Here is a 25,986-nt window from a genome sequence, read left to right on the forward strand (position 1 = left end):
TGAAAATGATGCCGACACCTTAAATTAGCTTTCGCCTTTACCGCATTCAATATCCTCTATAACGAGTTGTAAAATAGTCTTTCCTTTACTAATCAATATATTATAACAAGCTGTATTTCATCACCCCCACTCCAAAAAAGTAAATTGTTAACAAAACTTGACTTATAACCCTCATCACCACTATTGTTTTGGTTCTTGACCTATAAAAAATAAAAATTAGCGATGTATTACACAGAATTAAATTGGGATATATTTTTACGTACCGTGATCCCATTTGCAGCTGCCAACATTTTCATCATGGTACTCATTTATTTTACGCTTGTGCGCGAACGCATAGGTGCAGCCTACCCTTTTTATTGCGCTTTTATCGTCTGTTTTATTCTTTTCTTATGCGGCCCGATTATTAATGTTATGCCACTTCATGAAGGGAAAAGGTGGTATGACTTTTTCAGAAATATTTTGCTCTTTAGTATTGGCACCCCCAGTTTACTTTTTGCATTATTAACGCAGGCTAAGTTGCAACTACCCAAACCCTTATTAATAGCACCGGTTGTACTAGGGATTACATGGTCGTGCTTTTTCCTCTGTGCAGCCCCTTTATATTTTTACAGTCCCAATGAGCTACCTTGGTTAGTTAAGTTAGAAAACATAAACGCACAGCATATTTACTCATCTCAATTACTGTTGATCTGCTTGCAGTTGTTACTCCCTTGTATCCTACTATTACAAACAAACCTCAAAGCGTATGTTGCAACTCATGTTTATGGTGCGCTCACACTCAGTGTTTTTATGTGCATTGGTAACGCTTTTGAGCTGTGGGTTATTTACTATGTTGGGGCAAGTTTAAGTGCGCTAATTTGGAGCTGGGCGGTTTATAAAGATATTCAATTTACAAATAGTAAAATTAAACAACACACTGAACACCAAAATGCACTCGCTATAGCGCAATTTACAGCGGCTAATAATCGCCACTTTAGCCAATTTTACCCAGACAAATCAAACAAAGCGTATCCGCTTAAAGAGCGTGTAGCGCTACTTGAGATTATCTGTACTGCTAACCCACATTTAACAGCAACCAAGTTAGATGAGTTATTAGTTAAACTAAAAAGCTATTGCCACAATTCATTAAGCTGTTATCAGATAAGAGCGAAAGAAATCGCATTTATGATGTTTGATCGGGTTATTTTTCAGTGCGGGAATAGTAAAGTATTACTTGATGAGCTTGAAAATATCGGCAATCGCCTTGATGATGCTAACACTATCGTCAATATTGATGCAGCCCTACATCACGTGATCACAGTATTAAACCACGCGCTTGATCAATTAAACAGTAACACTCCAGATCAACAACTCGTTGATAAAGTAAAAGCGTATATTCTTGAGCAATACCGCCATGATATCTCCATTGCAGATATTGTCAGCGCTGTGGGTGCGAGCCGCTCTCATATAATGAAGGTGTTTAAACAACTAACAGCAACAACGATTAATCAATACCTAGCTGATGTAAGAATAAACCAAGCCAAGTTGCTCTTGCTAACTAAGACAGTCACCGAAACAGCCTATGCGGTAGGATTTAATAACTCAGCGTACTTTTCAACTGTATTTAAAAAACACACTGAGCTATCACCAAAAGAATACCAACAACACCATCGATTAAAGTCGTCGATAACGACTTCAAAATGAGCTTATTTTATCCAATTTCAACACCTTGCTGTAAAAGCCATTTCGACAGATTAAAGATACTTCTGCTGAAAAATTTCTATAAGGTAAACGAGTAAAGTACATATAAGTAATAAATTAGATTTACCTATAGTTCATACTGTTATGCAACCTAACCTGTTTATCGACACTTTTTTTCAAGCTGGAGATATGCAATTGCAAAATCCTCTCCCATGCTTATATAGCTATCACTTTCGTAATGCCACGCATCTTTTTTAGAATAACTATAATTACTTGTTTTAGTCATATAACTTGCACAGATGTCTTGTTCTGTAAATAACTGCTGAGCCGTTTGAACACGTTTGATATATGGCATTATTCCGTCTTCTAATTTTGAATTTGTGATTTTACCTATCACAACAGGAATATCGTCTTTCCTTAATGATGCACGCAATAATGACATTAACCGAGTAAGGTTATCTAAATAAGCATTCGCAGAATGTGTACTTGTGTGGGCATCAGCTTCTCCCTGCATCCAGATAATGCCTGCTGGAATAAGAGTGTCTGGTTCACCGTCACCATCTATGTCCGTTGTGGCAAAGGCATTTTGAATCGTTTCTAATGCGTAATCATATTGGTTCTTACCTTCCCCTTCTGCAAAATCAGGCGACCAGTTACCATAACCTGTTTTTAGCGCTAGTCCTGTACCGCCAACAGAATATTTGATAATGGCAATCTTCTTATTTGGCATCTTTTTATTCAGGGTATCAGCAAAGGTCAACTCAAGGCCAAATCGATCCGAGTAGGTATTTTTATTACCATCTGATTTAAACCCTGTGCCATGGCCTGGTTGAACTTGACTCCAAATCCCTTCTCCGCCACCTTGTTGATTGTCAAACACGCCATTACCATGAAAAATCATTACCTCTTGCTGTTTTAATAAATCGGCTGGCAAAACGTTATTGTAGCCATAACCGTCCATATTTGATTGTCCACCTAAGTAGAACACTTGATATTCAGCAGCATTAGCCGTAAGGGTTATACAAATTGACATCAGAGCTGTAATTAATTTAGTTTTCATAATCTGTTTCTCATCCTTTTATGGTTATTTCTAAATAGTCGATAATTTTAGCATCGTTGTGCTTGCCGCCACCAAAGCTCCAAAGTTCTGGCGTAGGCGTTAATTCACGATAAGCTCCTTCACCTGTGATATCCCAAGTAGTGATATATACGTGACTGTTCAGCCATGAGGTTACCCCAAAGTCACTTGCACGATAGGAGAAACTTATTGTTTTTAGACTCTTATCTACGGTCACTCGTGGTGCAATGCCAAATTTTTTTCCCTTGATGATGTGCATTCGCATTTTGGGCTGAAAATGTAGTGTTACCCCACCCATAAATCACATGACCTAGATCCCATGTCCAGTCAAATGGCATTTCAGCGTTGAGCATAGGGAGAGTTTTAATCCCTTCTTTACCAGGCAAATCGAAAAATAGGCTGAAGGCAACATTGTCAAATCCATTAGTTGGTAGCCAGTCATTTGTGAGTTGTTTCATTGTTAGAGTTAGTTTCAGGACTTCACCACCAAGTTCGGTTTTAGCTTCTATGATGTCTTGCTGACCAATACTTTGGCTATGTGTTGGAGCACTGAGATTACTGTTTAAGCCTACATCGTCACCTATCGGATCACTAAAGGTAAAAGAGCGATCAGGGGTCTCAACAAAAGTATCAAAGGTGAACTCATTACTTATGGTATTGCTTTCAGGGTGATAGACCACAAGTGACACTTGCTCTTGCCCCAAATTGCTCACAGGGTAAGTGATCTGCCAATTTCCTGTGCCGTCTGTCGTAATCTCTCGTGCGGTTTCTAAGTAAGTATTCTTTATCAACAGTAATTTGCTATTTGGGTAGCTAGAACGTCCTGTTATTACAATATCCTGAGTGACGGTTTGTACTGGCCTTGAAGTGTTGATTGCTATTTTTCCGGACACTGACGCCACATTTACATCATTGCTTTCAAGTTCTGCTATGACGATACTACGACTTGGAAATCTAGTTGTAAGATAACCTGATGCATCTAAAGACATACCACTTACATCACCAAATAATGTTCGCAAACTGGCAGATTGGTTTGACACTTTCATACCATTAACTAGGATGTCGTGGCCTGAAGTATTAAACATAACCAACACAGTTCTACCTTGATATTCGCGTTTGTACGCAAGTAAGCCCGGACCGTTTTTATTCGCAGCAATCATCTCTAAAGAACCTCGAGTAAATAATTTATCACGGATACGAAGATGAGAAAGTTCAGCAATAAATTTATAAAGTTCAGTCTCTTGATCAAAGTAGTCCTTGTCTGCCATATAGCCGTCTTTAAACATAGCCTGACGAGACTCAATCATTGCTTGGGCAGAACCTTGATAAATTACTGGGATGCCAGGGATAGTTAAAATAGTAGCTAAAGCTTGTTTAAAGCCTGCCACGTCGCCACTGGCTAAAAAACGGGCCATATCATGGTTATCGATAAATGTAGGAATTACATAAGGGTTACTGTAAACCTCCATGTGCTGCTTGATGCGATATGATAACTGCTCAGTAGGAAAGCCTTGAGCAAAAACAGTTTTAAGCTCATGGTGAAGTGGAAAAGAAATAAGCGAGTTTAATTCTGGCTTTTCTTCACTCCCAAGGTAACTAGCAACCCGATGTTCTGCATCATTTTGATAAGCTTTTGACGTATCAAACACTTCACCAAAAGCTAAAAAATTTTCCCTACCTGTTGATTTTGCTACTGCATGAATACCATCTGAGTCATGCATAAACTTGTGAAAAAAATCATGTTCAACGTATCTTACAGTATCAATTCTGAATGCATCGACACCCACACTTTTAATCCAATCACCGTAGATTTGTTTGAATCTATTAATCACCACAGGATTTTTTGTGTTAATATCAGCAAGGGTAGCCAGTTGATACGTAAACTGCTGAGAGGTATCGTTATAATCTTTAATTGATGGTGTCCAATTATAGATATCAGCATTCACATGCTCTGTATTATTTCTGTTGATCAAGTCAAAAGGGGCTTGGCTTGGTGCTGGCTGTAAAGAGGTAGGTTTCTCCATTAAGAAAAAGTTTTTGGCCGTGTCGTTTGGATCGTAGCCGTCCACACCATTACGATAGTTGAAAAAGTTACCAGTATGATTCACTACAATATCTTGAATTAGATACATGCCACGGCGATGCAGTTGGTCAGATAGTGTCTTATAAGTGTCTATTGTCCCTAAGTGTTTGTCTACGTCACTAAAGTCGATAGCCCAGTAGCCATGATAGCCTCCATAATTAGACTCATTTGTCCACCATTGGTTAGCAACGATAGGAGTCGTCCAAACAGCAGTCGCTCCGAGGTTTTGAATATAGTCGAGCTGATTGATAATGCCTTGTAAATCGCCTCCACTATAATGGCTTTCCTTACTTGGATTGTATTCGTTAGCTCCTAAGTCATTGTTGTTAGGATTACCATCAGCAAAGCGATCTGTCATCAAAAAATAGATGATTTGATCTTGCCATTCAGGAGAAGGAACATGGAGCAATGGCTTAGACTCAGTCGAAGCATTTGACTTATTTTTAGGATCTATAGGCACGGATTGCTTTGTGCTACAGCCACATAAAACAAGTAATACCGAAATTATTTTTATAGGCTTTTTCATATGAAAGCTAATGTTGTCTTGGCGGCTTTATTATTACTAAATACTAAGCTATTGGTACGGGTATCTCAAACAACACGCTATTGAATACGAATGCATAGTACTAATATCGAAGCACAATGATAGGTTTAACACCTAGACTATTTCGTTATGGTCTAGGTTAAAACTTTTGACCTATAACCTCTAATGATTAATTTGAAGAGAGAACTTCGCTTATAGACCAATCCTATATGACAGTAATCACATTTATAGCGACATATAACTACTGTGATAACAAGGCTGAAGTTTTAACAAGTACTGGCTTTACATAAAGAATAACTAACGCTGTGAACATTTTATTTAGCACGCTCGCCTTGATTAGCTGGATGGATAATTCTTAGATTCAGTAAAGATAAAAAGCCCGCAGAAGGCTGCTGGCTTTTTATTAAATCAAAAATTTAGAAATTAATACGGGTATTAAGTCTAAATGTACGTCCGGTATGATATTGATAAACCGTACGAGATTTAGTGGCTTCACCTTCAAGTGGGCTGCCTTCATCAAAGGTTACACCACCCGCTTGTAAGAATCGGCTAGTGAAGTACTGACGAACTCCTTCATCTGTTAAGTTAGCGACTTGGAAAGAAATACTGATATTATTATTCATTTTATAACTTGCTGAAAAATCAAGTGTTTGACGACCCTCTTCCCAAAGTGAACCATTCTCCCAAGAACGTTGTACTAACTGATCTGTAGTCCCTTGATAAGATAGGCGTAATTGGTGACCATTTTTCTCCCAGAAACCCGTTAAGTTGTAGCTGTGTTCAGGTGTATAAGCAACAGCAAGTGATGGCACTTTAACGTTGCTATCGATAGAAGATACTTCTTGGTCATACTCTGAATCTTGATAAGTATAGTTAGCCTGCATACCTAAACCAGACCATATACCTGGTAAGTTGTCGTAGGTTTGCATGTATTGTAGCTCTAGACCTTTGATAGACGCGCCTTTACCATTTTTAATACGGGTAGTATTAAACTTGGCACACATTTGCTCTAAATCACCTGAGTACATCCAATCTAGCTCGTAGTCTTGGCCGCCCTGAAAACGCTTAGGCATACACCCTTCTAAGCTATCTTGGCCAGCAATCAGTACGAGATCGTTTGGATCGTATGTTTCACCCTCAGTTAAACCAACATCGCGTAAATCATCCATATAAGTAACGATTGTTTCTGATTCTTCAAAGTTAGTCATATCTTTATAGAATAACGTCGCGGCTAATAAGCCCGATTCATTAAAGTACCATTCATAAGATAAATCTAAATTAAATGATTCAAGAGGATCTAATTTAGGGTTAGTCAGTGTAATTGAGTTATTACGATTTTCGCCGCCCCATTGCGTTTCTCTAACTTTAAAACCTGGGCGAAGCGAGTCAATTTGCGGGCGTGCCATTGTTTTTGATGCTGCGAAACGAATAATGGTATCTTCACTGTATAAGTAATTTAGATTTAAGCTCGGTAAAAATAGGTCATACTCATGCTCATCCGTAACAGCAAAAGAACGCAAGCTTCTGTCTTCTGTTGGTAATAAGTTACCTGCTTCATCATAAACTCGTTCACCGTATATCCAATGTTTCTCTGTAGACACATCAGAATGACGCCATAAATACCATTCTGATTCAAACTCACTACCTTGTATTGTATTTGGATCATGGCATGGACCTTGATCTGGGATCCTGACATCATCAGTCTTATCATTGGTTCCTAAGGTGTCATAACCCAAGCCATCTGTTCTAGACCAACGAATTTCTTCATTATAATCGGTACCGTAAAACGGAGTCGCAGCACAAAGCGGTAAACTTGGGTCACGTAGCTCAGCAAGCTTGAATGGGTCCATTAAACGGGCATTATTTGAAGGGTCATAAGCAAACTGCACACCTGATGCACCTTGAACTTCAACCGTTGTTTTGACATAACGAACACCGACATCACCGCTAATGCGTCCATCTAATAACTCAAAGTTAAGCTTTGTGTAAAATGCTAGGTTATCTAATTCTGTATTTCGGGTATTTGAATCATCAGTATTAAATGCCACTTCGGGACTGCCCAACGCCACTTCAAACGCTTTAAATGCAGAAAAGCTACTCCAACCATCTGTCACAGCATCACGGCCATAGCCAAGGCCTGCCATAAAGTCATCAACTGGGAACTCTTCACCATCGGTTACCATTTCACCTGTAATATCGCGCAGGCCACTACCAAGTACAGCAGGCAAGCCAGTGTTTGGGTTTGTTACAACGACCCCTTCGCCTACGCTATTAAATGTACCTTGTTGCGCGTCAACATACTTAGTACGGTTAGACCACTTAGCGCCAAATTCAATCGAACGAAAGTTATCTGAAGCAAGCACGTAGTCAAAGTCGACAAATAATGACTTTTGCTCATCTTCGACCCTGTTTAATGTTCTGCTCATATAAGATAAATGCTGAGCATCTAATTCGTCAGGATTAAACCCTGTAGTACTGTAGTTATCCCACAGGCTGTCTGGATCACCAAAAGTATCATTTTCGCCATAATCAATTAAGCCCGTACCTGTCACTAAATTACATTGACCACTAGTGCAATCATAACCAACAGGCTCCATATCTTCTGGCGGAACATTTAGCAAACTCCAAGCACTAATATTAGCAAAGTTTTGTAATGCCACGTATACAGAGTTATTTGGTATTTGCTCTGTTTTTGAGTAACCAATGCCCGCATCCATCGTTAGTGCATCACTAAAGTTATGCTTCATATCTAAAGAAAATATTTGATTTTTGTTCTCAAAATCACCCTCAGATTGTACTAAACCACCACTGCCAAAACGGTTAACGAATTTAGTAAATGTATTAGTTTCTAAATCAATGGTACGCCAATCTTGCTCAGGATCTGTAAACCCAGCTGATACACCTGATAAACCAGGGTCTTCACCTTCAATCAAGTTTTTAGTCTCTACTGAGCGAGTATTAATACCATGCATTGAGTTATTTATATCTTGCTTACCCAAAATAGCATTAAAATTAAATTCAGTATTCTCTGATGCTATCCATTGCAAACCAATATTAAAATTAGTTCTATCATTTTCACTTTCATGATATTGATACTGAACATTACGAGGGGCTATACCAACAACGTTTTCAACAATATTACCGTTTGTATCTGTAGCTAGAGGCGACTCTAATGCATACCACTCCGTTGCTGAAAATTGGTCTTTACGATAAGTATTTGTTTCTTTAACTGCGGTAACCACCACACCAAACGTATCATCAAAAAATTTTCTTGAAAAAGTACCTGATACTTTGTAGTTATCTTCTTCAGACAGATCGTTATAACGGCCTTCAAGTGTTACCGTATTTATTTCATAATTTAAATCAAGTGGCTTGGTTGTACTAAGGTTAATATTTGCGCCCAACGCACCTTCTTCATGATCTGCACTTGGGGTTTTTACAACCTCTATCTTAGATAAGATATCTGAAGAATACTGTGATAAATCGACACCTTGGCTATAGCCAGTTGAGCCCAATTGCACCCCATTCATACTAATATTGTTTTGTTGTGAATTAGCGCCACGAACAGTTACCCGTGCGCCTTCACCATCAACAGTTTGTACAGATACCCCTGTTACGCGTGAAAGCGCATCAGCGATGTTTTGATCAGTGGACTTACCGATGTCTTCTGCGTTGATTGAATCAACAACGTTTTCTGCAAAGCGTTTATCGTTAATTGATTTTTTTACACTTGCCGCTAAACCGCTAACTTCAATGATCTCAATATCAGTTTCTGCTTTCGTTTTTTCTTGTGTGTTTTCATCTTGCTTGGCATATACCAATTGTGTCGCAAGTACTGCAGCCGTTATTGCGCTTAACTTAAACGCTTTGTTGATGATTGTCATGTGTGTTCCCTTTCTAAGGTTTTATTATGTTATCGGGTTAATCTTTTGTAAACAATAATATAACAACCAAACAATTGTCAACTGTATTTTGTTAACAATATATACGTAATTGTAAAAAAACAATTTATTGCCTAAGCAGTAAATTGCTCTTAACTAGCAGTGTTAAAATAGCTTTCACACAGCGCTTAGCGTAAATAGGTGAGCCTAATTAAAACTCTTTAATATAAGGCCAACCAGTAAACTGCTTTTCTGTTGATGGATCTGTATTCCACTCCCAGCACTCTAATTGATAATATTTTTTTGCATGGTTTATTTTAATAATCCCATAACCTTCACTTTTTAAGTTTCTGTCAGCTAAAAACTTGCCCCACGTTGTATTTTGTTTAGCAAAAAGTTTATGTGTAACTTTTGGGTTTGCTGCGGCCAGTACTCGCATTTTATTGCCAAACGTGTCTGTAAAATCACCGGTGTTTTTGTCGTTGTTTCGCTGATTTGGTAAAGGTGCGTGGGGTTCAAACCATCGCTGCCAAAATGCTGCGCTAGCTGGGCCTGCAAAAAACAAGCTGCCATCATCAAAAGTATTGATTCCTTGATAGGCAAGCAATCCGAGGTGTTGATCGCCCGCAATTACTAATGCGTTAGCGTCACTTACTAGTTTTACTGCGCGTGTACGCCCATCAGCCGGGTAGCCATTTGCATCGTAATCTATTAATGCTTTGCCATTTTCATCGGTTTGAGGCGACCCCCACATGGAAGCTGTAATACATATTTTAGGTTTACCCGGGTGCATAGTTTGCCAGTCTTTTAAAAAGTCTTCTTGGCGTTTACCTAATAACTCACCCGTTGTGGCAAGCTTATTAGCTTTATAATCAGGTGGCGTTTTAAATTTACGATCCTCAACCATCGCAAAACTAATACCGCCATATTCAAATGCAGCATAACTAACCGGAATATCATATTTTATCGGTGTGGGATCGTAAGGGTCCGGATTATGCCCATTTTGCATACGGTAGATCATTCTAACTAAGTCTTTGTCCCACTTATAACCACCGTCTTCCTCTTTTGGCATATCGGAGTGATCGCCACCATCGCCCCACAAGTTACCTTGCAGCACATCATGGTCATCAACTAAAACAAGTGTAGGCTTATCTTTTATACTACCGGCAAACGCCCAGTACCATAAGTACCATTTATATAAGGTATCTAGTTTGGCATCTTTCGTGTGGCGACCATAGCGAGTCGGGTATGTTTCGTAGTACTGATCGCCACAAAAGACATACATATCAGGGTTATGGTAATTAGCATTTTCTACAAGTTCAGTGTGAGGAAATAAAATATTGTCTTTGGTGTAACGTCCTAAATCGCGCTCGCTACTAATAAGGCGTGTGTAATGCGTGTTGTCTAAGCTTTTAGAAGTAGGAATAATACAAGAGTACAATGCAATCGTAAATTCTTTACTATTTTGTGGGTCCTTAGCAATAGTTCCAGAATATAAAGTGTCATCAGGCTTTTGTGGGTTAACAATTCTGTATTGAGCTTGTTTTAAATAATCCCAATTACTTAATCTAAACCTTGCTACAAAACCATCTTCAATTTTTGCTGTGCCTGCATGCTGCCAATCGGATTGGTTTTCAAACTTATATTGCAGCTCTACGCGTGAAAATTCTTTAATATTAATAGGCATTAACTGACAAGATAACTTGAGTACCTGCTGATTAACGCTATACATACACCCCATAACGGGGCCTAAGGTATTGGCATTATTTAGAGTTATTTTACCTCCACCGGTTTCAATATCACTAAACCCCCAACGAGCACCTGCTACAAAAGGCTCTGAGGAGCTTAATAACGAAATACCTCCTTGCAGTTGATCTGCGGGGACTTTGTGAAGTACTGCAAATCCTAACTCCTGGGCAGTATTTGTGTTACTTGCCACAAGACGAATATCAAAATGGTTTGCATCTATTGGGTCTAAATGGCAATCGAGTGTTATTTTATCGCCGCTTTTATATTGTTGTATATTAAATGGAGTACGATTAATAATAGTAAAATCAAGGGCTTTGCTTTCATCATCAAACTGTCTAAATGATAATTTACCTAAACTGTCAAAGGCCGCAATTATTCCGCCATTTTCGCCACCAGCTCGCTGCGCTAAAGCAGCACCTTTAGCTGTTAGCTCACCTTTACCAATCCCTAATAAAAATCCACAAAAGCCTTTTTCGTTCGGCGTTAAATTGCGTACGGTGGCTTTTATACGCCCACTTTGTAAAGAGCTATTAAGCTGCCTGGTGAGTAACGATACGGTACGCGCTTCAAAATCTTTTTCTTCTCGAGTACATAAAAGCTCATTACCTATGCGTTGCCAGTCTTGGAGTCTGTTCCCCCAAAAATGCTTACCGAGCCACACTTGCTTGCTTAAATTCGTATTATCTAATGGTGCAGTTGAGGTTAAGTCACCTCGGTATGACGCAAATAAACCGCTGCAACCACCGAGCATACTTGAACTTAGTAGGCCGGCGCTGAGCTTTAAAAAACTTCTGCGTTTCATTTTAATCACCTTTATTATTGTGTGTGAATTAGGACGCCTTGTGTAGACAGTGTTTTTACATAAGGAGGTTATACATTTGGGTAGCCATTAGGGTTATTACTTTGCCAGCGCCACGTGTCTTTCATCATGTCTGCAAGGGTGTATTTACATTGCCAGCCTAAAATAGCCTTGGCTTTAGATGAATCGGCCCAAAAAGCAGCTAAGTCGCCATCGCGGCGCTTTACAATGTCAAAGTTAATATCAACTCCGGTATACTCAATAAATGCTTTTACGATACCAAGCACAGAATAAGGAGTGCCAGTGCCTAAGTTAAATGCTTCATATAAGCTATGGTGTTGCTCGCCAAGCCATTTAAGCGCTTTAATATGACCCTTGGCTAAATCACTAACGTGTATATAGTCCCGCTCACATGTACCGTCTTCAGTAGGGTAATCGCCTCCAAAAATAGCTAATTTGTCACGTTTACCTACCGCTACCTGAGCTATAAAGGGCATTAAATTGTTAGGAATACCTAATGGATCTTCCCCTATTTGGCCGCTAATATCTGCGCCAATAGGGTTAAAGTAGCGTAAGCTTGCTACTTGCAAACCAGTATTTGACGCTACTATTTCTTGTAGTATTTGCTCAATCATTACCTTTGTTTGCCCATACGGGCTTGCTGCACGCCCTAGAGGTAAGTTTTCGGTGTAAGGTACTGATGCGCCTTGACCATAAACGGTGGCTGATGAGCTGAATACTAATTTATTCACGCTAAATTTGAGCATGCACTGACATAGGTTTAACGTAGAGACCAGATTGGTGTAGTAATATTCCAACGGTTTTTCTATTGACTCCCCCACCGCCTTTAAACCTGCAAAATGAATGACCGAATCAAACTGATGCGTTGTAAATGCGGCGCATAACTTATCGTAATCAAGTAAACTGGCATGAATAAATTCAACTTTACGTTGCGCTAAAGCTTCAACACGAGTTAACGATTCACGACTCGAGTTACTTAAATCGTCAATCACAACAACGTTATAGCCATCTTTTAATAAGCTTAAAACAGTGTGGCTACCTATATAGCCTGCGCCTCCCGTAACCAGTACTTTTTTCATTGAATTTTCCTCACGCTCTTATGAGTGATACACCAGCAGACGGTAAGCTGGTATAAATAGACTCTTTCAAGCCTGTTAAACGCTCGTATTGCGACTCAACAGCAGCAATAACATCTTTTACCAGTATATTGGGTACAAATGCGACGACACACCCGCCAAAGCCTCCACCAGTCATTCTTACACCACCATTGTTTTGTATTACTTGGCTAATAATATCCACCAATGTGTCTATTTGCGGTGTAGTTATTTCAAATAAATCACGCATAGAGCCATGGCTTTGAGCCATTAATGTACTAAGTTTCGTTATGTCGTTATGAGTAAAAGCCTGCATAGCTTCAAGGGTGCGGAGATTTTCATAAACAATGTGCTCTACACGTTTAGCAACGTCTTTATTTAGCATATGTTTTTGCGATTCATACTCCTCAATACTCACCTCACGTAAACTTGACTTTGAAAAAGCTTTAGCGCCGCTATAGCATTGCTCGCGTCGAAGGTTATACTCGCTATCGAGTAAGCCGCGTTTAACGTTGGAATTAATCATTAAAATGGTCATAGCAGGGTCAATGCTCACTTCCACTAAATCAAGTGAGCGGCAATCTATCCCTAGTGCTTTACCTTGTGTACCACACGCCGATATAAGCTGATCCATAATTCCACAGTTACACCCTACAAAGTTGTTCTCTGCTGCTTGTGCTATTTTTGCAATCTCTTTACGTTCAATAAACAATTCACATAAATGATTAAACGCATAAGCAATACCTACCTCAAGTGCAGCCGATGAGCTAAGACCAGCTCCTTGCGGGACATTACCTGTGATGCATATGTCGCAGCCACTGAGTTGATGATTTCGTTTTTGCAGTTCATCAACTACGCCGCGAACATAATTACTCCACGTTTGCGTACTGTGGCTATTAAGCGGTTTATTTACTAAAAAGTTGTCGGTTTGGTTATCGCAATCAAGTGCAAGTACATTTACTACATCGTCAGTTCGAGGTGACACTGCAATGTAAGTAGCGTATTCAATGGCACAAGGCAGTACAAAGCCGTCATTGTAATCGGTGTGCTCACCAATTAAATTAACACGCCCAGGGGCTTTGACAACAAAGTCGGCATCGCGTCCAAAGTGGTTTAAAAAAGCTAACCGTGCGCTTTGTTCAACATTCATTTAGTGTTCTCTTTATAATGCGTTAGTGATTGTTTTTTCAAAATAGTGGCAGCTTGCTCAGGTGTTATATCACGCTGTGCTTCGGCCATCATTTCGTAGCCAACCATAAATTTTTTAACACTGGCTGATCGTAGTAATGGCGGTAAAAACTGCGCATGTAATTGCCAAAATAAGTGGCTTTGACCATCATAAGGCGCGCCATGCCAGCCCATAGAGTAAGGGAACGAGCACTGAAATAAGTTATCGTAACGAGTCGTTATATTTTTAATAATTTCAGCTAGAGTACTTTGTTGAGCGTCTGTCAGCTCTATCATTTGAGTAACCGCAAACCGAGGTAATAGCAGCGTTTCAAATGGCCATGCAGCCCAATAAGGAACAACCACAAGCCAATCATCGTTTACACATACTACGCGTTCATTTAATTCCATCTCACGTTTTGCGTAATCGAGCAATAAACTACTGCCATACTGTTTATAATAGTTACTAAGGTTTGTATGTTTACGTGCAACCAAACTCGGTAATTTATTTTGTGCCCAAATCTGACCATGTGGATGCGGGTTAGAGCATCCCATTACAGCGCCTTTATTTTCAAATACCTGAACCCAGTTGTAAGTTTTTGATAACTCTTGGCATTGCTCTTGCCATGTGCTTACTACATTTGTAATTTGCGAAACACTGAGCTCTGGTAGTGTTTTTGCATGATTAGGCGAAAAACAAATAACACGCGCAGTGCCACGCTCTGTATGCATGCTAAATAGGGGATCGGTTTGCTCCACATCAGGCACACCTTCACGCAAGGCGGCAAAGTCATTAGTAAACACAAAGGTGTTTTTGTAATCTGGATTTACTTCGCCGTTAATACGCGTATTGCCTTTACATAAAAAACAGCTTTCGTCGTATTCTGGTTTAACCTCAATATCTACACTTTCTTCTTGACCTTGCCATGGGCGTTTAGCCCTGTGTGGCGACACCAACACATATTCATTTAATAATGGGTTTAAACGCCGATGTGGATGCTCTGACGGCTCAAATTGATTTTGTTGCTCACTCATTGTTTACTTTCCCTAGTTACTGTTTTGAAAGGTACCGGCGTCGAGCACTTGCTTACGAGGAGTAAAACGACAAATATAGTTCCAGTTCCAACTGGCATCGTATTTATGGCACAAGCCCCAACTAATGCCTGGCGCTGGGTTTTGATCAAACCCTTGTGCAGGTCTATATAAGCCAATTGCTTCTGGACCGCCTTTTATATGCGCCATAATTTCAAAATTAATACCGTCCTGAGCAAATTGAATAGTATTTTTTTCAGGGCCATCGGTTGTTAGCAAACTAGCAATACCACCTTTGTAATTCCAAACAACGACCTCATGACCGCTATTAGAAATAGGGTTGTAAGGCGATTTAACATAAGGTCCTAATACATCATCAGCAATAGCAACACCGTGTTTGATTTCACGACCACCAAAGTTCATTCCCTCACCTTGGGTCTCACCTTTGTAATACAAGTAAAATTTGTTATTAAAAAACACCAAACACGGATCGTGTACTTTATGGCTATCAAAACTACCTTTAGTTGTTACTGCAAAGCGATTATCTTCATCACCGTGCCATTGACCATCTTTACTTGGGCTAACAATAGGTTCAGGTGATTTAATCCAAGGACCAAAAGGGGTATCGCAATGCGCTATGGCAATATGCTCATATTGGCGATTGGTGTACGGTGTTTGTACCGTTTGATACACCAAGTAATACTTACCTTGATGCGCAAATACTTCAGGGGTAAAAATAGCGCGATCGTCATAGTTACCAGCGTCGCCTCGACTCACAGCGACCCCTTGCTCTTGCCACGTTATGCTATCTTTTGACGTTGCATGCCAAACTTGCGTTAAATCCCAAGGAAACACTTTTGCACTTGAGTCTTGTGTATTAAAACCAACTGTTTCTCCCTCACCTTTGGTGTACCAACAATGATAAACACCATCAATGTATAAAACAGATGAAGGATCGCGACGTATAACCCCTTCTTCATAGGCAAAATCACCCAGCAAAGGTTCTACATCAAATTCTGTCAGCCACTGCGGGCCATATTTATCGTAGCCACGCTCTATTGCACGCTTACTTGCTAAACTTAATTTTTTATCAGACATGTTAATTCCTTACTTACCTAGGCTTATATTTAGCGACTGGTATACGTCAAGAGGTAAAATCGCGCCTTGATGCTGCACAACTTGTGAGGCAACATTGTCAGCCATTTCTAATGCATTTTGAGGGTTTTGGGCGCACATTCTGGCGGCTAAGTAGGTTCCCGCAAATGAGTCACCTGCCGCTGTACTATCAACTTGCTTTGCAGCGGGTGTAAACGGACATGACGCTTTAAGATCATCTTTGCAATAAACTTGCATCCCGGCACTACCAGCTTTAATAACAATTTCGTCGATATCAAATTGTGTACAGTACTTAACAATCTCTGCACTGCTTGAATGACCGAATAACACACGGTGATCATCAAGACCTGGTAAAACTACATTACTAAGCGCATAAGCACGCTCTAGCCATTCAATAGCGTGGCTTTTTGATTGCCACATACGCGCGCGATAATTAGGGTCGAACGCAATTGTGCAGCCTTGTTTTTTAAAATCAGCTAATAATGTGAGTAAACCTTGTTTAGATTCATCATCTAAAATACCTAAACTAATGCCACTGAAAAACACCCAGTCTGATTCTTTCAAACCTAAATTAAATGGCTTTTGAGTATATAAACTCATCATATGCTTCGCTGCTGATTGATTACGCCAATAATCAAAGCTTCGCTCACCATCAGCATCCGTTGAAATAGCGTAAATACCCACATTATAGTCTGCTGTTGTAATCACGTTTTGCGTGCTAATACCTTCTTGTTGCCAACATTTGAGCATATTGGCACTCAGTACGTCGCTACCTACAGCTGTAAATAGCGCGCAATTTAGTGTGTTTGCAAAACGCTTTGCATACACAAGAGCATTGTAAGTATCGCCCGCAAAAGACTGCTTACATTCGCTAATACCTGTTGGTACTAGCTCGACCATACATTCGCCAATAGCGAGTAAAGTACTCACACACCCTCCTGTACTTTTTTAGTGTGTAGGCCTTCTAGGTAGACTTCAATTTCTTCTATCGATTTATTTTTAGTCTCTGGCATAAACTTAAATAGCAATGCAAAGCCGGCAACACCCGATACGGTATAAAGTAAAAAGATGTTTGCAGCGCCTAAATTACTTAGCTGCCATGGGAAAAACTGCTGAACAAAATAGCTAATTACACTGGCAATAAATGCGAAGGTAGGAATGGCCACACCTCGAATACGAGTCGGGAATATTTCAGAAAATATCACCCACATAATTGGCCCAATCGAAAAGTGAAAGGCTGCAATAAAGCCCGCTATACCAAATGATATAAGTGGCGCGTTTATAGTTGCTGCGCGTGAAATTAAATCGCTTTCAAATAATTGCTGTTGCGAAGCAGTAAGTACGCTCGCTAGTGCTTGCTTAAATTCAATATCGCTGTGATACACAGTACCAATTATGTGCTCCAGTCCTGTAATAGAATTTAACGCTGAAAACGAGGCTATATCCTCAGCCGACAAACTATATTCTGCCTGGCTAAAGCCTAAATAACACATAAACAAACTAATTGTTGCAGCTGCTAATCCCCAAATAACAAGGGGTCTGCGGCCTAACTTATCTATCAAAGCAATAGCTACCACAGTAAATACAATACTGACTAAACCAATTAAAACAGCGTTAAAAAAAGCCGCATCAGTGCCGACTCCCAGTTGTTCAAACACCGTTGGAGCATAAAACATTATGGCGTTAATCCCCGTCACTTGCTGCACAATAGCAATAGTAAAAGCAATAATGACAGCGGCGCGAACACGACTTTCGAGTAGTTGTTTAAATGAAGAAAAATACCCACCTGTTTCGCTGTAATCAACCAAGCTCTCTTTAATACTCTTAAGTTGCTCTTGGGCCAATTCAGTATTTTTATTTAAACGATGCAAGATAGTTATAGCGCGTGTTTCGTTGCCTTTCATAACTAACCAACGCGGGCTTTGAGGAATAGTAAATAATAATAAAAACCATAAAACAGCAGGAACAATCTCAACGCCTAGCATCCAGCGCCATAAATTATCTTGCACATTCCACTGTGTTACCCACTCAAAATTACTGTGAGCTAAATCAACAAGTAAGTAGTTAGCAAAATACGCTGCGGATAATCCAACAACAATATTTATTTGAATCATAGACACTAATTTACCACGGTACTTAGACGGTGCAACTTCACCTATATACATAGCTGCGACCGATAAAGACGTGAATGCTAATCCACCTATAAAACGAGCAGCAACTAATAGCTCGTAGCTTGGCGCGAAAACCGATGCAATTGCCGACAGTATGTATATAAACGCAATGCCTATTAAAGTATTTTTTCGGCCAAACATATTGCATATGTAACCGGTAATGACTAAAGCAAATAGCACACCAAAACCAGGTGCACTCACGACTGTGCCAATTTGAATGTCTGATAAATTGAATTCTGCCGATACAAAACGAACCGTACCTGAAATAAGAGCAGCGTCTAATCCAAATATAAAGCCACCAAAGGCGACAATAAATGCAAAGAAAAACACATTACGTTTACTACCATTCATACTTCAATCCAACTTTGTTGTTATTGTGTGTTACTTTATGTAGAGAATAAAGTAAGGGGTTGTGCTAAATTATATATTGTTAACAATTAACCATGGGTGTGATTTCGAGAGTATTTTAAAATTAATATACTTGCAACCTATATTTTAAAGAACGTTACTTTATGTTCATTTGTTTTGTAATAAATATAAAAAAATAATTAAATAAAATCATTACCTTACTGGTGTATATTCTAAAAAGTCAAAATTGCACATTGTTAACAATTTTCAAATTTGTTTTTTTAATGTATGGTATGTTAAATTGTAATTAAAGGTTAAACAGCAATGACATATAAAAAGAACATACTCCTCACATCGCTCTTGCTTGCGTTAAGTGCCTGTAATCAAGAAGACGTTAAAGTTGATCGCCCCACAACAGATGCCGTACAGATTAAATCTACTAATACATTAATGTATTTATTTGCAGATGACACTCACCATACAGCGACGTCTGTTGATTACCAAAGTAATTCCGCTATAGTAAAAAATGAAAACTCGGTTTTAAATGTACAGTTTCAATCTAAGAAAAACTCGTACGCTAGTATTGTTTTTTCACCGGAAAAACCTTGGGATTGGAGTGAATTTAATGATTTCAATCTTGCCTTTGAATTGGCAAACCCGGGAACACACTCTGTACAAATTTATTTAGATATCTCCGATATTGACGGTGCTAACTATACGCGTAGCGTTAATGTGCCGGTAGGTGGATACAACACGTATTACGCAAAACTTGACGGCCACGACCTTGCAACGCCCGATGGCAAAGAAAATGTAGAACTTAACTTTACTTCTGGTCTTCGCTCTAACCCAGATACGTGGGAGTCTGATGAGGTACAGTTTATTTCTATGTGGGGTAAAAAAAATCTCAACTTAAAAGGCATCGCTAAAATAGCAATTAGCGTGCAAAGTACATTACATGACAAAGAGCTGGCAATAAAATCTATTTCACTTCGTAAAAACCCTCAATTTAATACCGCTTTTTTAACCAAAATTGTTGATGAATTTGGCCAAAATGCAAAACAAGAATTTGCAGGGAAAGTACATTCAGAAGCCGAGCTATTGAGCGACAAAAAACAAGAAGCAACACAGTTACTTTCTAAACGCCCTACTAATCGCTCACGCTTTGGTGGCTGGGCAAAAGGTCCAAAATTAGAAGCGACTGGTTATTTTAGAACGGCTAAATACAATGATAAATGGTCATTAGTCGACCCTGATGGCTATTTATATCTTGCAACTGGCATTGATATTATTCGTCTTGCAAACTCAACAACACTGACGGGTTACGATTTTGATCAAGCGTTGTTAGCTAAACCAGCTGATGCCGGTGTAACACCTGAGGATTCAAAAGGTTTAAACCAAGTAAATAAAGAAGCGCTTAAAAGCCGCTTTGTAGCGTCACAAGTGCGTAAAAATTTATTTGAATGGCTACCTGATTATAGCGATCCACTCGGTAAACATTTTGGCTATCGTAAAAGTGCGCATTCGGGTCCGTTAGAACACGGTGAAACATATAGCTTCTACGCTGCTAATTTAGAACGCAAATATGGTCAAAATAATGCAGATTACATGCAAAAATGGCGAGAAGTTACCCTCGATAGAATGATTACATGGGGCTTTAGTTCATTAGGCAACTGGACAGACCCCAGCTACTACGATAATCAAAAAGTGCCCTATTTTGCCAATGGTTGGATTATAGGTGATTTTAAAACCGTATCAAGCGGCAACGATTTTTGGGGAGCCATGCCGGATGTATTCGACCCTGAATTTACAGTGCGTGCTAACGAAACCGTTAGTGTTGTTGCAAAAGAAGTTAAAAATTCGCCTTGGGCAGTAGGTGTATTCATTGATAACGAAAAAAGCTTTGGCCGCCCTGATTCTGTTAAAAGCCATTATGGTATTGTAATAAACACATTAGGCCGTGATGCTAAAACAGTGCCTACTAAAGCTGAATTTTCTCGCTTAATGAAAGAAAAATATACTGATGTCGCTAAACTTAATAAGGTATGGCACTTAAACTTAGCCTCATGGGTTGAGTTTGACAAAGGTGTAACGGTTGATATAAAAAATGAAGAGCAGCTTGTCGATTTTTCTATATTACTCACCGCCTATGCTGATAAGTACTTTAGTGTGGTAAATGCCGCTATGGATAAATACCTACCAAATCATATGTATTTAGGTGCGCGTTTTCCTGATTGGGGCATGCCTATAGAAGTTGTTAAAGCCTCGGCTAAATATGTTGATGTAATAAGTTTTAACGCATACAAAGAAGGTCTAAGGGATGACAAGTGGGCGTTTTTATCACAATTTGACAAACCCGCTATAATTGGTGAGTTTCATGTTGGTTCATCTGATTCAGGATTATTTCATCCTGGGTTAATACATGCTGCTAATCAACAAGACAGAGCAAATATGTATACCGATTATATGAACTCAGTGATCGACAACCCCTACTTTATAGGTGCTCATTGGTTTCAGTATATAGATTCTCCGATTACAGGCAGAGCTTACGATGGCGAAAATTATAATGTAGGCTTTATAAGTGTCACTGATAGACCCTACATTGAAATGATTGAAGCCGCTAAAGCGATGAATGAGTCTATGTATGAGCGACGATTTAAAAAATAATTGCACATTCATCATTTAATTGTACATTTATTGGTCTGTTGTAATGTGTTAACAATAGACCATTCCTTTTTTTTTATATACACTGAGACAAGTACATGATCTTAACTCGAATAACGACTGTTTTTTAACCGTAGCTAAGGTCACATAAAGTAAATTAAATCTAGGAATAAATATGGCTGGTAACAGAGCAACAAAAATTTTGTCTGTAAAAGATCAAATCGCTGAACAATTACGTTCAGATATAATCTCTGGTGAAATGCCACCACAAACTAAGTTAAATGAAAAAGAGCTGGCAGAGCGCTTTGGTCTCTCCAGAGGTCCAATTCGAGATGTGATTTTGCAATTAACAAAAGAAGGTCTGTTGATTTCGCGAAACAATTGTGGCGCATCAGTCAACAGCGTACTAGAGCCTAAGCTACAGCGTTTAATGATTAAACTTCGTCGCAGCATAGAAGAGTACGCAATCACAGAGTTAAACGGTAATTTAACTGATCAAAACATTGCTGAACTTGAAAGTATTTTAGTCTCACTGCAAGATGCCCTCGACCGCGAAGATTACACCGAAGTAACTAAAATCGATATATCATTTCACCAATATTTAATTTATCAAGCGGGTGGTGAAGAGTTAGTTAATATTTGGTACCCGTATGTCATGCGTATGCGTTTAAATTATAAACGCATCACCTCAAGCTCTGAATGTGTAAATGAGCATCGCGCTATTTTAGAAGCACTTAAAGCTCAAGATAGCGCCGCAGCAGTGAAGGCTGTAAAACATAATATTAAGTGATGAAATAAACTTTATGCTTAATCATAGCCGCTGCAAAGCGGCTTTTGCAGTTTTAAAGCCAACGGAAGCCCCTTTGAGTTATTATTCACAAAGAGATTATGAGGCGCTACGCTTAAGAGCAGGCGTTTTAAAAATAAATAGTAAAGCTGTGTCAGACTGACGGGTCTACTTTCAATGCATCTCCGCTTATCTTATTACACGGCCTGCAATACAAATGTGAAAATGGCAAAAGACAAAGTGCGACCCCATTTTGCCCTCATATAAAGGTAGGTGTGTTAAGTTTAAGAAGATAATAAAAGGGCCACCTTTTTACTGATAGTCCAGTGTTAATACCTATTCCTTATAACTTCTACTGATGAGTTCATAACCTTGGGCTTGATACACATTAATACATTTTTGATATTTATTTTGAAGTTTTATTTCATCAAAAAAACCAAGTGAGTAGGCATCACACTTAACTTCATTTTGTCTGAGTTTTCTAACACAGCAACCAGCTTCAGTTCCGCAAATCCAAATTTATATGCTAACTCTTTAAATTGTGAATAGAGCAAGAGTGAGAAAGCAATTAAAAGTATAGCCGTAAGTGATTTATTCATTTTTTATCCTGTTAAATGAATAGAGTGATTTTAATGAGCAAAAATTGAATCACTTATCCACTCCTTTTAAAACAAGGCCTATAGAGCGCTACTCAAACTAATAAATAGCATAATAACTAAAATTTAGTTAATTTAGCCAAATTCTTGTTATTGATGCTTCAACCATCACTGAGTTGCTATTTTGATTCCATCACTTAATAATATTCGTTTTAGACTATCGATTATTTTAGCATGCCAATACTAAGCACTAAGCTTCCTTCATTTACTTCTCACTCCCTGCTCTTTATACAAAAAGTTTACTGAATTATTCACAAAAGAGGTTAAGAGACGCTGCGCGAATGTGAGGCTTTTAAACGCCTCACACCATTTTCTCTAGCACAGAAAGTTACTTATTTAGCGAGGAATAAGCTGTCTAGGAATATTTAATTTTTTATCATCCGCTCCGACTGCGAAATCACTCAAATGGTAACTATTAGCCTTACTCCAATCAACTTCAATGCGATTATCCCCTAACACAATATTACCTAATTTATTCCTAAACCAGTTAGCAAGCCCAGCATAGTGCTTGTCGTAGGCTACATTATTCTGTTCTTTTGGGTCTTTGTCTAAATCATATAAGGCCATCTCAACGTCTTCAGCTGGTGCCGTTAGCGCCCACTTTAAATCTTTACCGAGCTGGCTTGGCTTTAAGTTAATATTACTAAATGGCCGAGTTCGCATAGAAAAACGAAATCGTTTGCTGTGTAAATACGCTCTTGGGCCTACAATAACGTTAATCTCACCCAGTACATATTCACGCTTTGGTATAGATTCATTATAAACATCAAACAAACTGACACCGTCTAAGTATGAATATTGTGGCTCACTTGCATCTACCCCACCCGCAGCCATAATTGTTGGTGCAAAGTCGACAAACTCAACTAAATCCGAATTAATTTTATTAGCAGGAAGTAGTGACTTATCAGAAGCAACTACAATAGCCGCATTACCCACAGATTGTTGCCAAGGGCCAAATTTTGCTTCCATACCTTGTTCACCAAGGTGCCAGCTATGATCTCCAACTGTAAAAATTATCACATATTCTTGATTATTCTTTTTACTGTATTGCTTAAAGGTCTCTACAGCTTCACCAATTAAAAAATCTCCGTAGGCACAAAATGCATAATAATCTTGAATCGCTTGCTGAATTTCTGCGTCTGTCATTCCTTTCATTTTTGAAGTTTCGTAAATACCTAATAATTGTTTAGGTAGTTTTTTTAACTCTGACTCATTAAAGCTTGGTACTTTATATTGTTTGTTTTTAAACCTGTCACGAAATGACTTGGGCGGGAGTACTGGCGTATGAGGTAAATGAAAACCTAAATGTAAAAACTGCGGCACAGCGCTATTAGCTCCTTGCATTTTTTTACCCCATAAAGAGGAATACTCTGTATTTGCATTTTGCAAATAATGTTGGAACTCTTTAACTATGTAGGCATCTATTGTTTCACCAGCTGGTTTGGGGTTTTCTCCCCCAAGGATTAGATCCGTATTACCGCGAGTATAAGCACGTAAAATATCAAACTCTTTGTCCGTAAGCTTTTTTTGCGCAATATCTTCAGTGGTCAATTCTGCATTATTTCGTTTTAAATAGTATTTACGTTGTGTACCATCGGGATAAAGTACGTTTTCAGTAGTACCAATTACATTATAATTTTCATCATATTGCGCTTTAGTAAATAAATCGCCTAGGCCATTTTTCTGTAAATCATTTTTAAAGTGTACTTTTACATCAAATAACTGAGCATTGTGAAAGCCCTGCCCGGGACCCCATTTATAAATATAATGGTCTTCTTTACCAAAAGTAGAAGTAGTATAACCATTGCTTCTCATCACCTCAGAAACAGTCGGTTTCACAAAATCAGGGTTTTGATGCGTTAACTCAAAAGCATAATGGCCATTTCGAAACGGGTATCGTCCTGAATGCATTGAACCTCGCGACGGGCCACAAACCGGTGAGTTGGTAAAAGCATGGGTAAATAACACGCCTTCAGCAGCTAATTTGTCGATATTCGGGGATTCAACATACCCTAACGGGCTGTTGTTTTGCCCATAGACCGCCTGATTATAGGCCGATACAGAATCTGGTCGCTGGTCGTCAGTAATAATCCATAATATATTAGGCTGTTTGGACTGCACTAACCCACTGAGCAATAAAGTACAAACCCCACATACAAATACAATTAACTTAAAAATTTTATTTCGATCATATAAATAGATAGCCATAGTTTTACCTTAAAAAAGTATTTTTACAATCACGTGAAATTAAGCTAACACAAATTGTTAACAATAAACAACATATTTTAGTGTAAAATTCATACCATCTCGCAGGGCTCAAGCTCCTTGCGTTGTTTATGTATATAGCCGGTGTAACAGTCGACATTGAACTGGGTAAAACTTTTCCTCTTACTTTCTCATTATTTAGGCAACTTCCATTTGAAGAATTTTCTGATTGCATTTCATAGTAAGAGAGTGCTTATCGTTATTCTTGAATTACTTTAATTGAAGTCTGGGTTCATTATCTAGTTTTGTTTCTCATAGTGTTTTACCCATTAAATAACGACAGAATCTTGTTTTATTCGAGGTTGAGCGCATAAATAATAAAAAGTAACTTATAAAGCTGCATCGCCACGTTATGTAATATCTAATTACTCGTAAATATTAATGCTAATGAAGTTTAATATTTGATGTCTTTTTGTTATTGTTAACGGTTGACAATCATGCTTTTATCAATGGTCAATATAAATCTCCAACTCGAACTAATTAAGATTAAGGGTCGTACTATTTCAAATCACGAGGAATAGAGTATTTGATAAGGGTTGCAAGTGTGATCAGGATTTAAAGCACCAATAAATATGCAAATAAAACCACTAATATTATAAAGTTTCACTTAAAAATATCTATTTTAGTTATACAGGGCTTGATAACGGCGAGTGTCACTTTTCAGCTATTACCAAGACAAGCTCTGTTGATTGCAATGAAATACATGAATAAATCTCAAGCGAAAATTTAATACTTGCTAATATAAATAAAGACTATGGATCGAGTCCAAAATGATAAATACAATAAAGAGCCTCTTTGCTATTCTTTTTTTATGCAGCTGTTTTTCAGCTAGTGCAAACGATGAGTGCCAGTCT

General features: G+C 38.7%; 15 protein-coding genes. 3 read left to right on the forward strand and 12 right to left on the reverse strand.

Annotated features, from left to right (window positions below):
• The first annotated feature begins 222 nt into the window (after positions 1 to 222).
• Positions 223 to 1,683: a helix-turn-helix transcriptional regulator gene (locus tag DC53_RS02605; protein WP_033031685.1), complete on the forward strand. Its 1,461-nt coding sequence runs from the start codon at positions 223 to 225 to the stop codon at positions 1,681 to 1,683.
• Between the two features lie 157 nt (positions 1,684 to 1,840).
• Here DC53_RS02605 and DC53_RS02600 read toward each other — a convergent pair whose 3' ends face one another.
• The 10 genes from DC53_RS02600 to DC53_RS02560 all read right to left on the reverse strand — a co-directional run bounded on the left by DC53_RS02600 (position 1,841) and on the right by DC53_RS02560 (position 18,766).
• On the reverse strand, positions 1,841 to 2,740 hold the full coding sequence (locus tag DC53_RS02600; protein WP_045984419.1) for a sialate O-acetylesterase: 900 nt from the start codon (positions 2,738 to 2,740) through the stop codon (positions 1,841 to 1,843).
• Between the two features lie 221 nt (positions 2,741 to 2,961).
• Entirely contained in the window at positions 2,962 to 5,367 is a 2,406-nt protein-coding gene (locus DC53_RS0120740; RefSeq protein ID WP_050484167.1) for an alpha-amylase family glycosyl hydrolase, read from the reverse strand.
• Between the two features lie 434 nt (positions 5,368 to 5,801).
• Positions 5,802 to 9,269: a TonB-dependent receptor gene (locus DC53_RS02595; RefSeq protein ID WP_033031687.1), complete on the reverse strand. Its 3,468-nt coding sequence runs from the start codon at positions 9,267 to 9,269 to the stop codon at positions 5,802 to 5,804.
• Positions 9,270 to 9,477: 208 nt separating this feature from the next.
• Positions 9,478 to 11,817, reverse strand: a complete 2,340-nt coding sequence (locus DC53_RS02590) for an alkaline phosphatase D family protein (protein WP_033031689.1) — start codon at positions 11,815 to 11,817, stop codon at positions 9,478 to 9,480.
• 68 nt (positions 11,818 to 11,885) lie between these two features.
• Complete coding sequence (galE, locus tag DC53_RS02585) at positions 11,886 to 12,914, reverse strand: UDP-glucose 4-epimerase GalE (RefSeq protein ID WP_033031691.1); 1,029 nt, start codon at positions 12,912 to 12,914, stop codon at positions 11,886 to 11,888.
• A gap of 10 nt (positions 12,915 to 12,924) precedes the next feature.
• Positions 12,925 to 14,079, reverse strand: a complete 1,155-nt coding sequence (gene galK, locus DC53_RS02580) for a galactokinase (RefSeq protein ID WP_033031693.1) — start codon at positions 14,077 to 14,079, stop codon at positions 12,925 to 12,927.
• Complete coding sequence (locus DC53_RS02575) at positions 14,076 to 15,131, reverse strand: UDP-glucose--hexose-1-phosphate uridylyltransferase (RefSeq protein WP_033031695.1); 1,056 nt, start codon at positions 15,129 to 15,131, stop codon at positions 14,076 to 14,078. Before DC53_RS02575 ends, galK begins: the two co-directional genes overlap by 4 nt.
• 12 nt (positions 15,132 to 15,143) lie before the next feature.
• Positions 15,144 to 16,226: a glycoside hydrolase family 117 protein gene (locus tag DC53_RS02570; RefSeq protein ID WP_033031697.1), complete on the reverse strand. Its 1,083-nt coding sequence runs from the start codon at positions 16,224 to 16,226 to the stop codon at positions 15,144 to 15,146.
• A gap of 9 nt (positions 16,227 to 16,235) precedes the next feature.
• Positions 16,236 to 17,174 carry a sugar kinase gene (locus DC53_RS02565; protein WP_033031699.1) on the reverse strand — a complete coding sequence of 313 codons (939 nt, stop codon included), beginning with the start codon at positions 17,172 to 17,174 and terminating at the stop codon, positions 16,236 to 16,238.
• Positions 17,171 to 18,766, reverse strand: coding sequence for an MFS transporter (locus DC53_RS02560; RefSeq protein ID WP_033031701.1), 1,596 nt, complete (start codon positions 18,764 to 18,766; stop codon positions 17,171 to 17,173). Before DC53_RS02560 ends, DC53_RS02565 begins: the two co-directional genes overlap by 4 nt.
• Before the next feature lie 321 nt (positions 18,767 to 19,087).
• Here DC53_RS02560 and DC53_RS02555 point away from each other — a divergent pair, with 321 nt between their 5' ends.
• Positions 19,088 to 21,427, forward strand: coding sequence for a hypothetical protein (locus DC53_RS02555; protein ID WP_033031703.1), 2,340 nt, complete (start codon positions 19,088 to 19,090; stop codon positions 21,425 to 21,427).
• 172 nt (positions 21,428 to 21,599) lie between these two features.
• A complete protein-coding gene (locus tag DC53_RS02550) occupies positions 21,600 to 22,214 on the forward strand; it encodes a GntR family transcriptional regulator (protein ID WP_033031705.1) in 615 nt (204 codons plus the stop codon).
• A gap of 416 nt (positions 22,215 to 22,630) precedes the next feature.
• Here DC53_RS02550 and DC53_RS02545 read toward each other — a convergent pair whose 3' ends face one another.
• Together DC53_RS02545 and DC53_RS02540 are read right to left on the reverse strand one after the other, a co-directional pair.
• On the reverse strand, positions 22,631 to 22,810 hold the full coding sequence (locus tag DC53_RS02545; protein WP_007376635.1) for a hypothetical protein: 180 nt from the start codon (positions 22,808 to 22,810) through the stop codon (positions 22,631 to 22,633).
• Positions 22,811 to 23,203: 393 nt separating this feature from the next.
• Positions 23,204 to 25,075, reverse strand: a complete 1,872-nt coding sequence (locus tag DC53_RS02540) for a sulfatase-like hydrolase/transferase (protein WP_050484168.1) — start codon at positions 25,073 to 25,075, stop codon at positions 23,204 to 23,206.
• Positions 25,076 to 25,986 lie beyond the last annotated feature (911 nt).

Source organism: Pseudoalteromonas fuliginea (assembly GCF_000690055.1).
GTDB classification, from domain to species: domain Bacteria; phylum Pseudomonadota; class Gammaproteobacteria; order Enterobacterales; family Alteromonadaceae; genus Pseudoalteromonas; species Pseudoalteromonas fuliginea.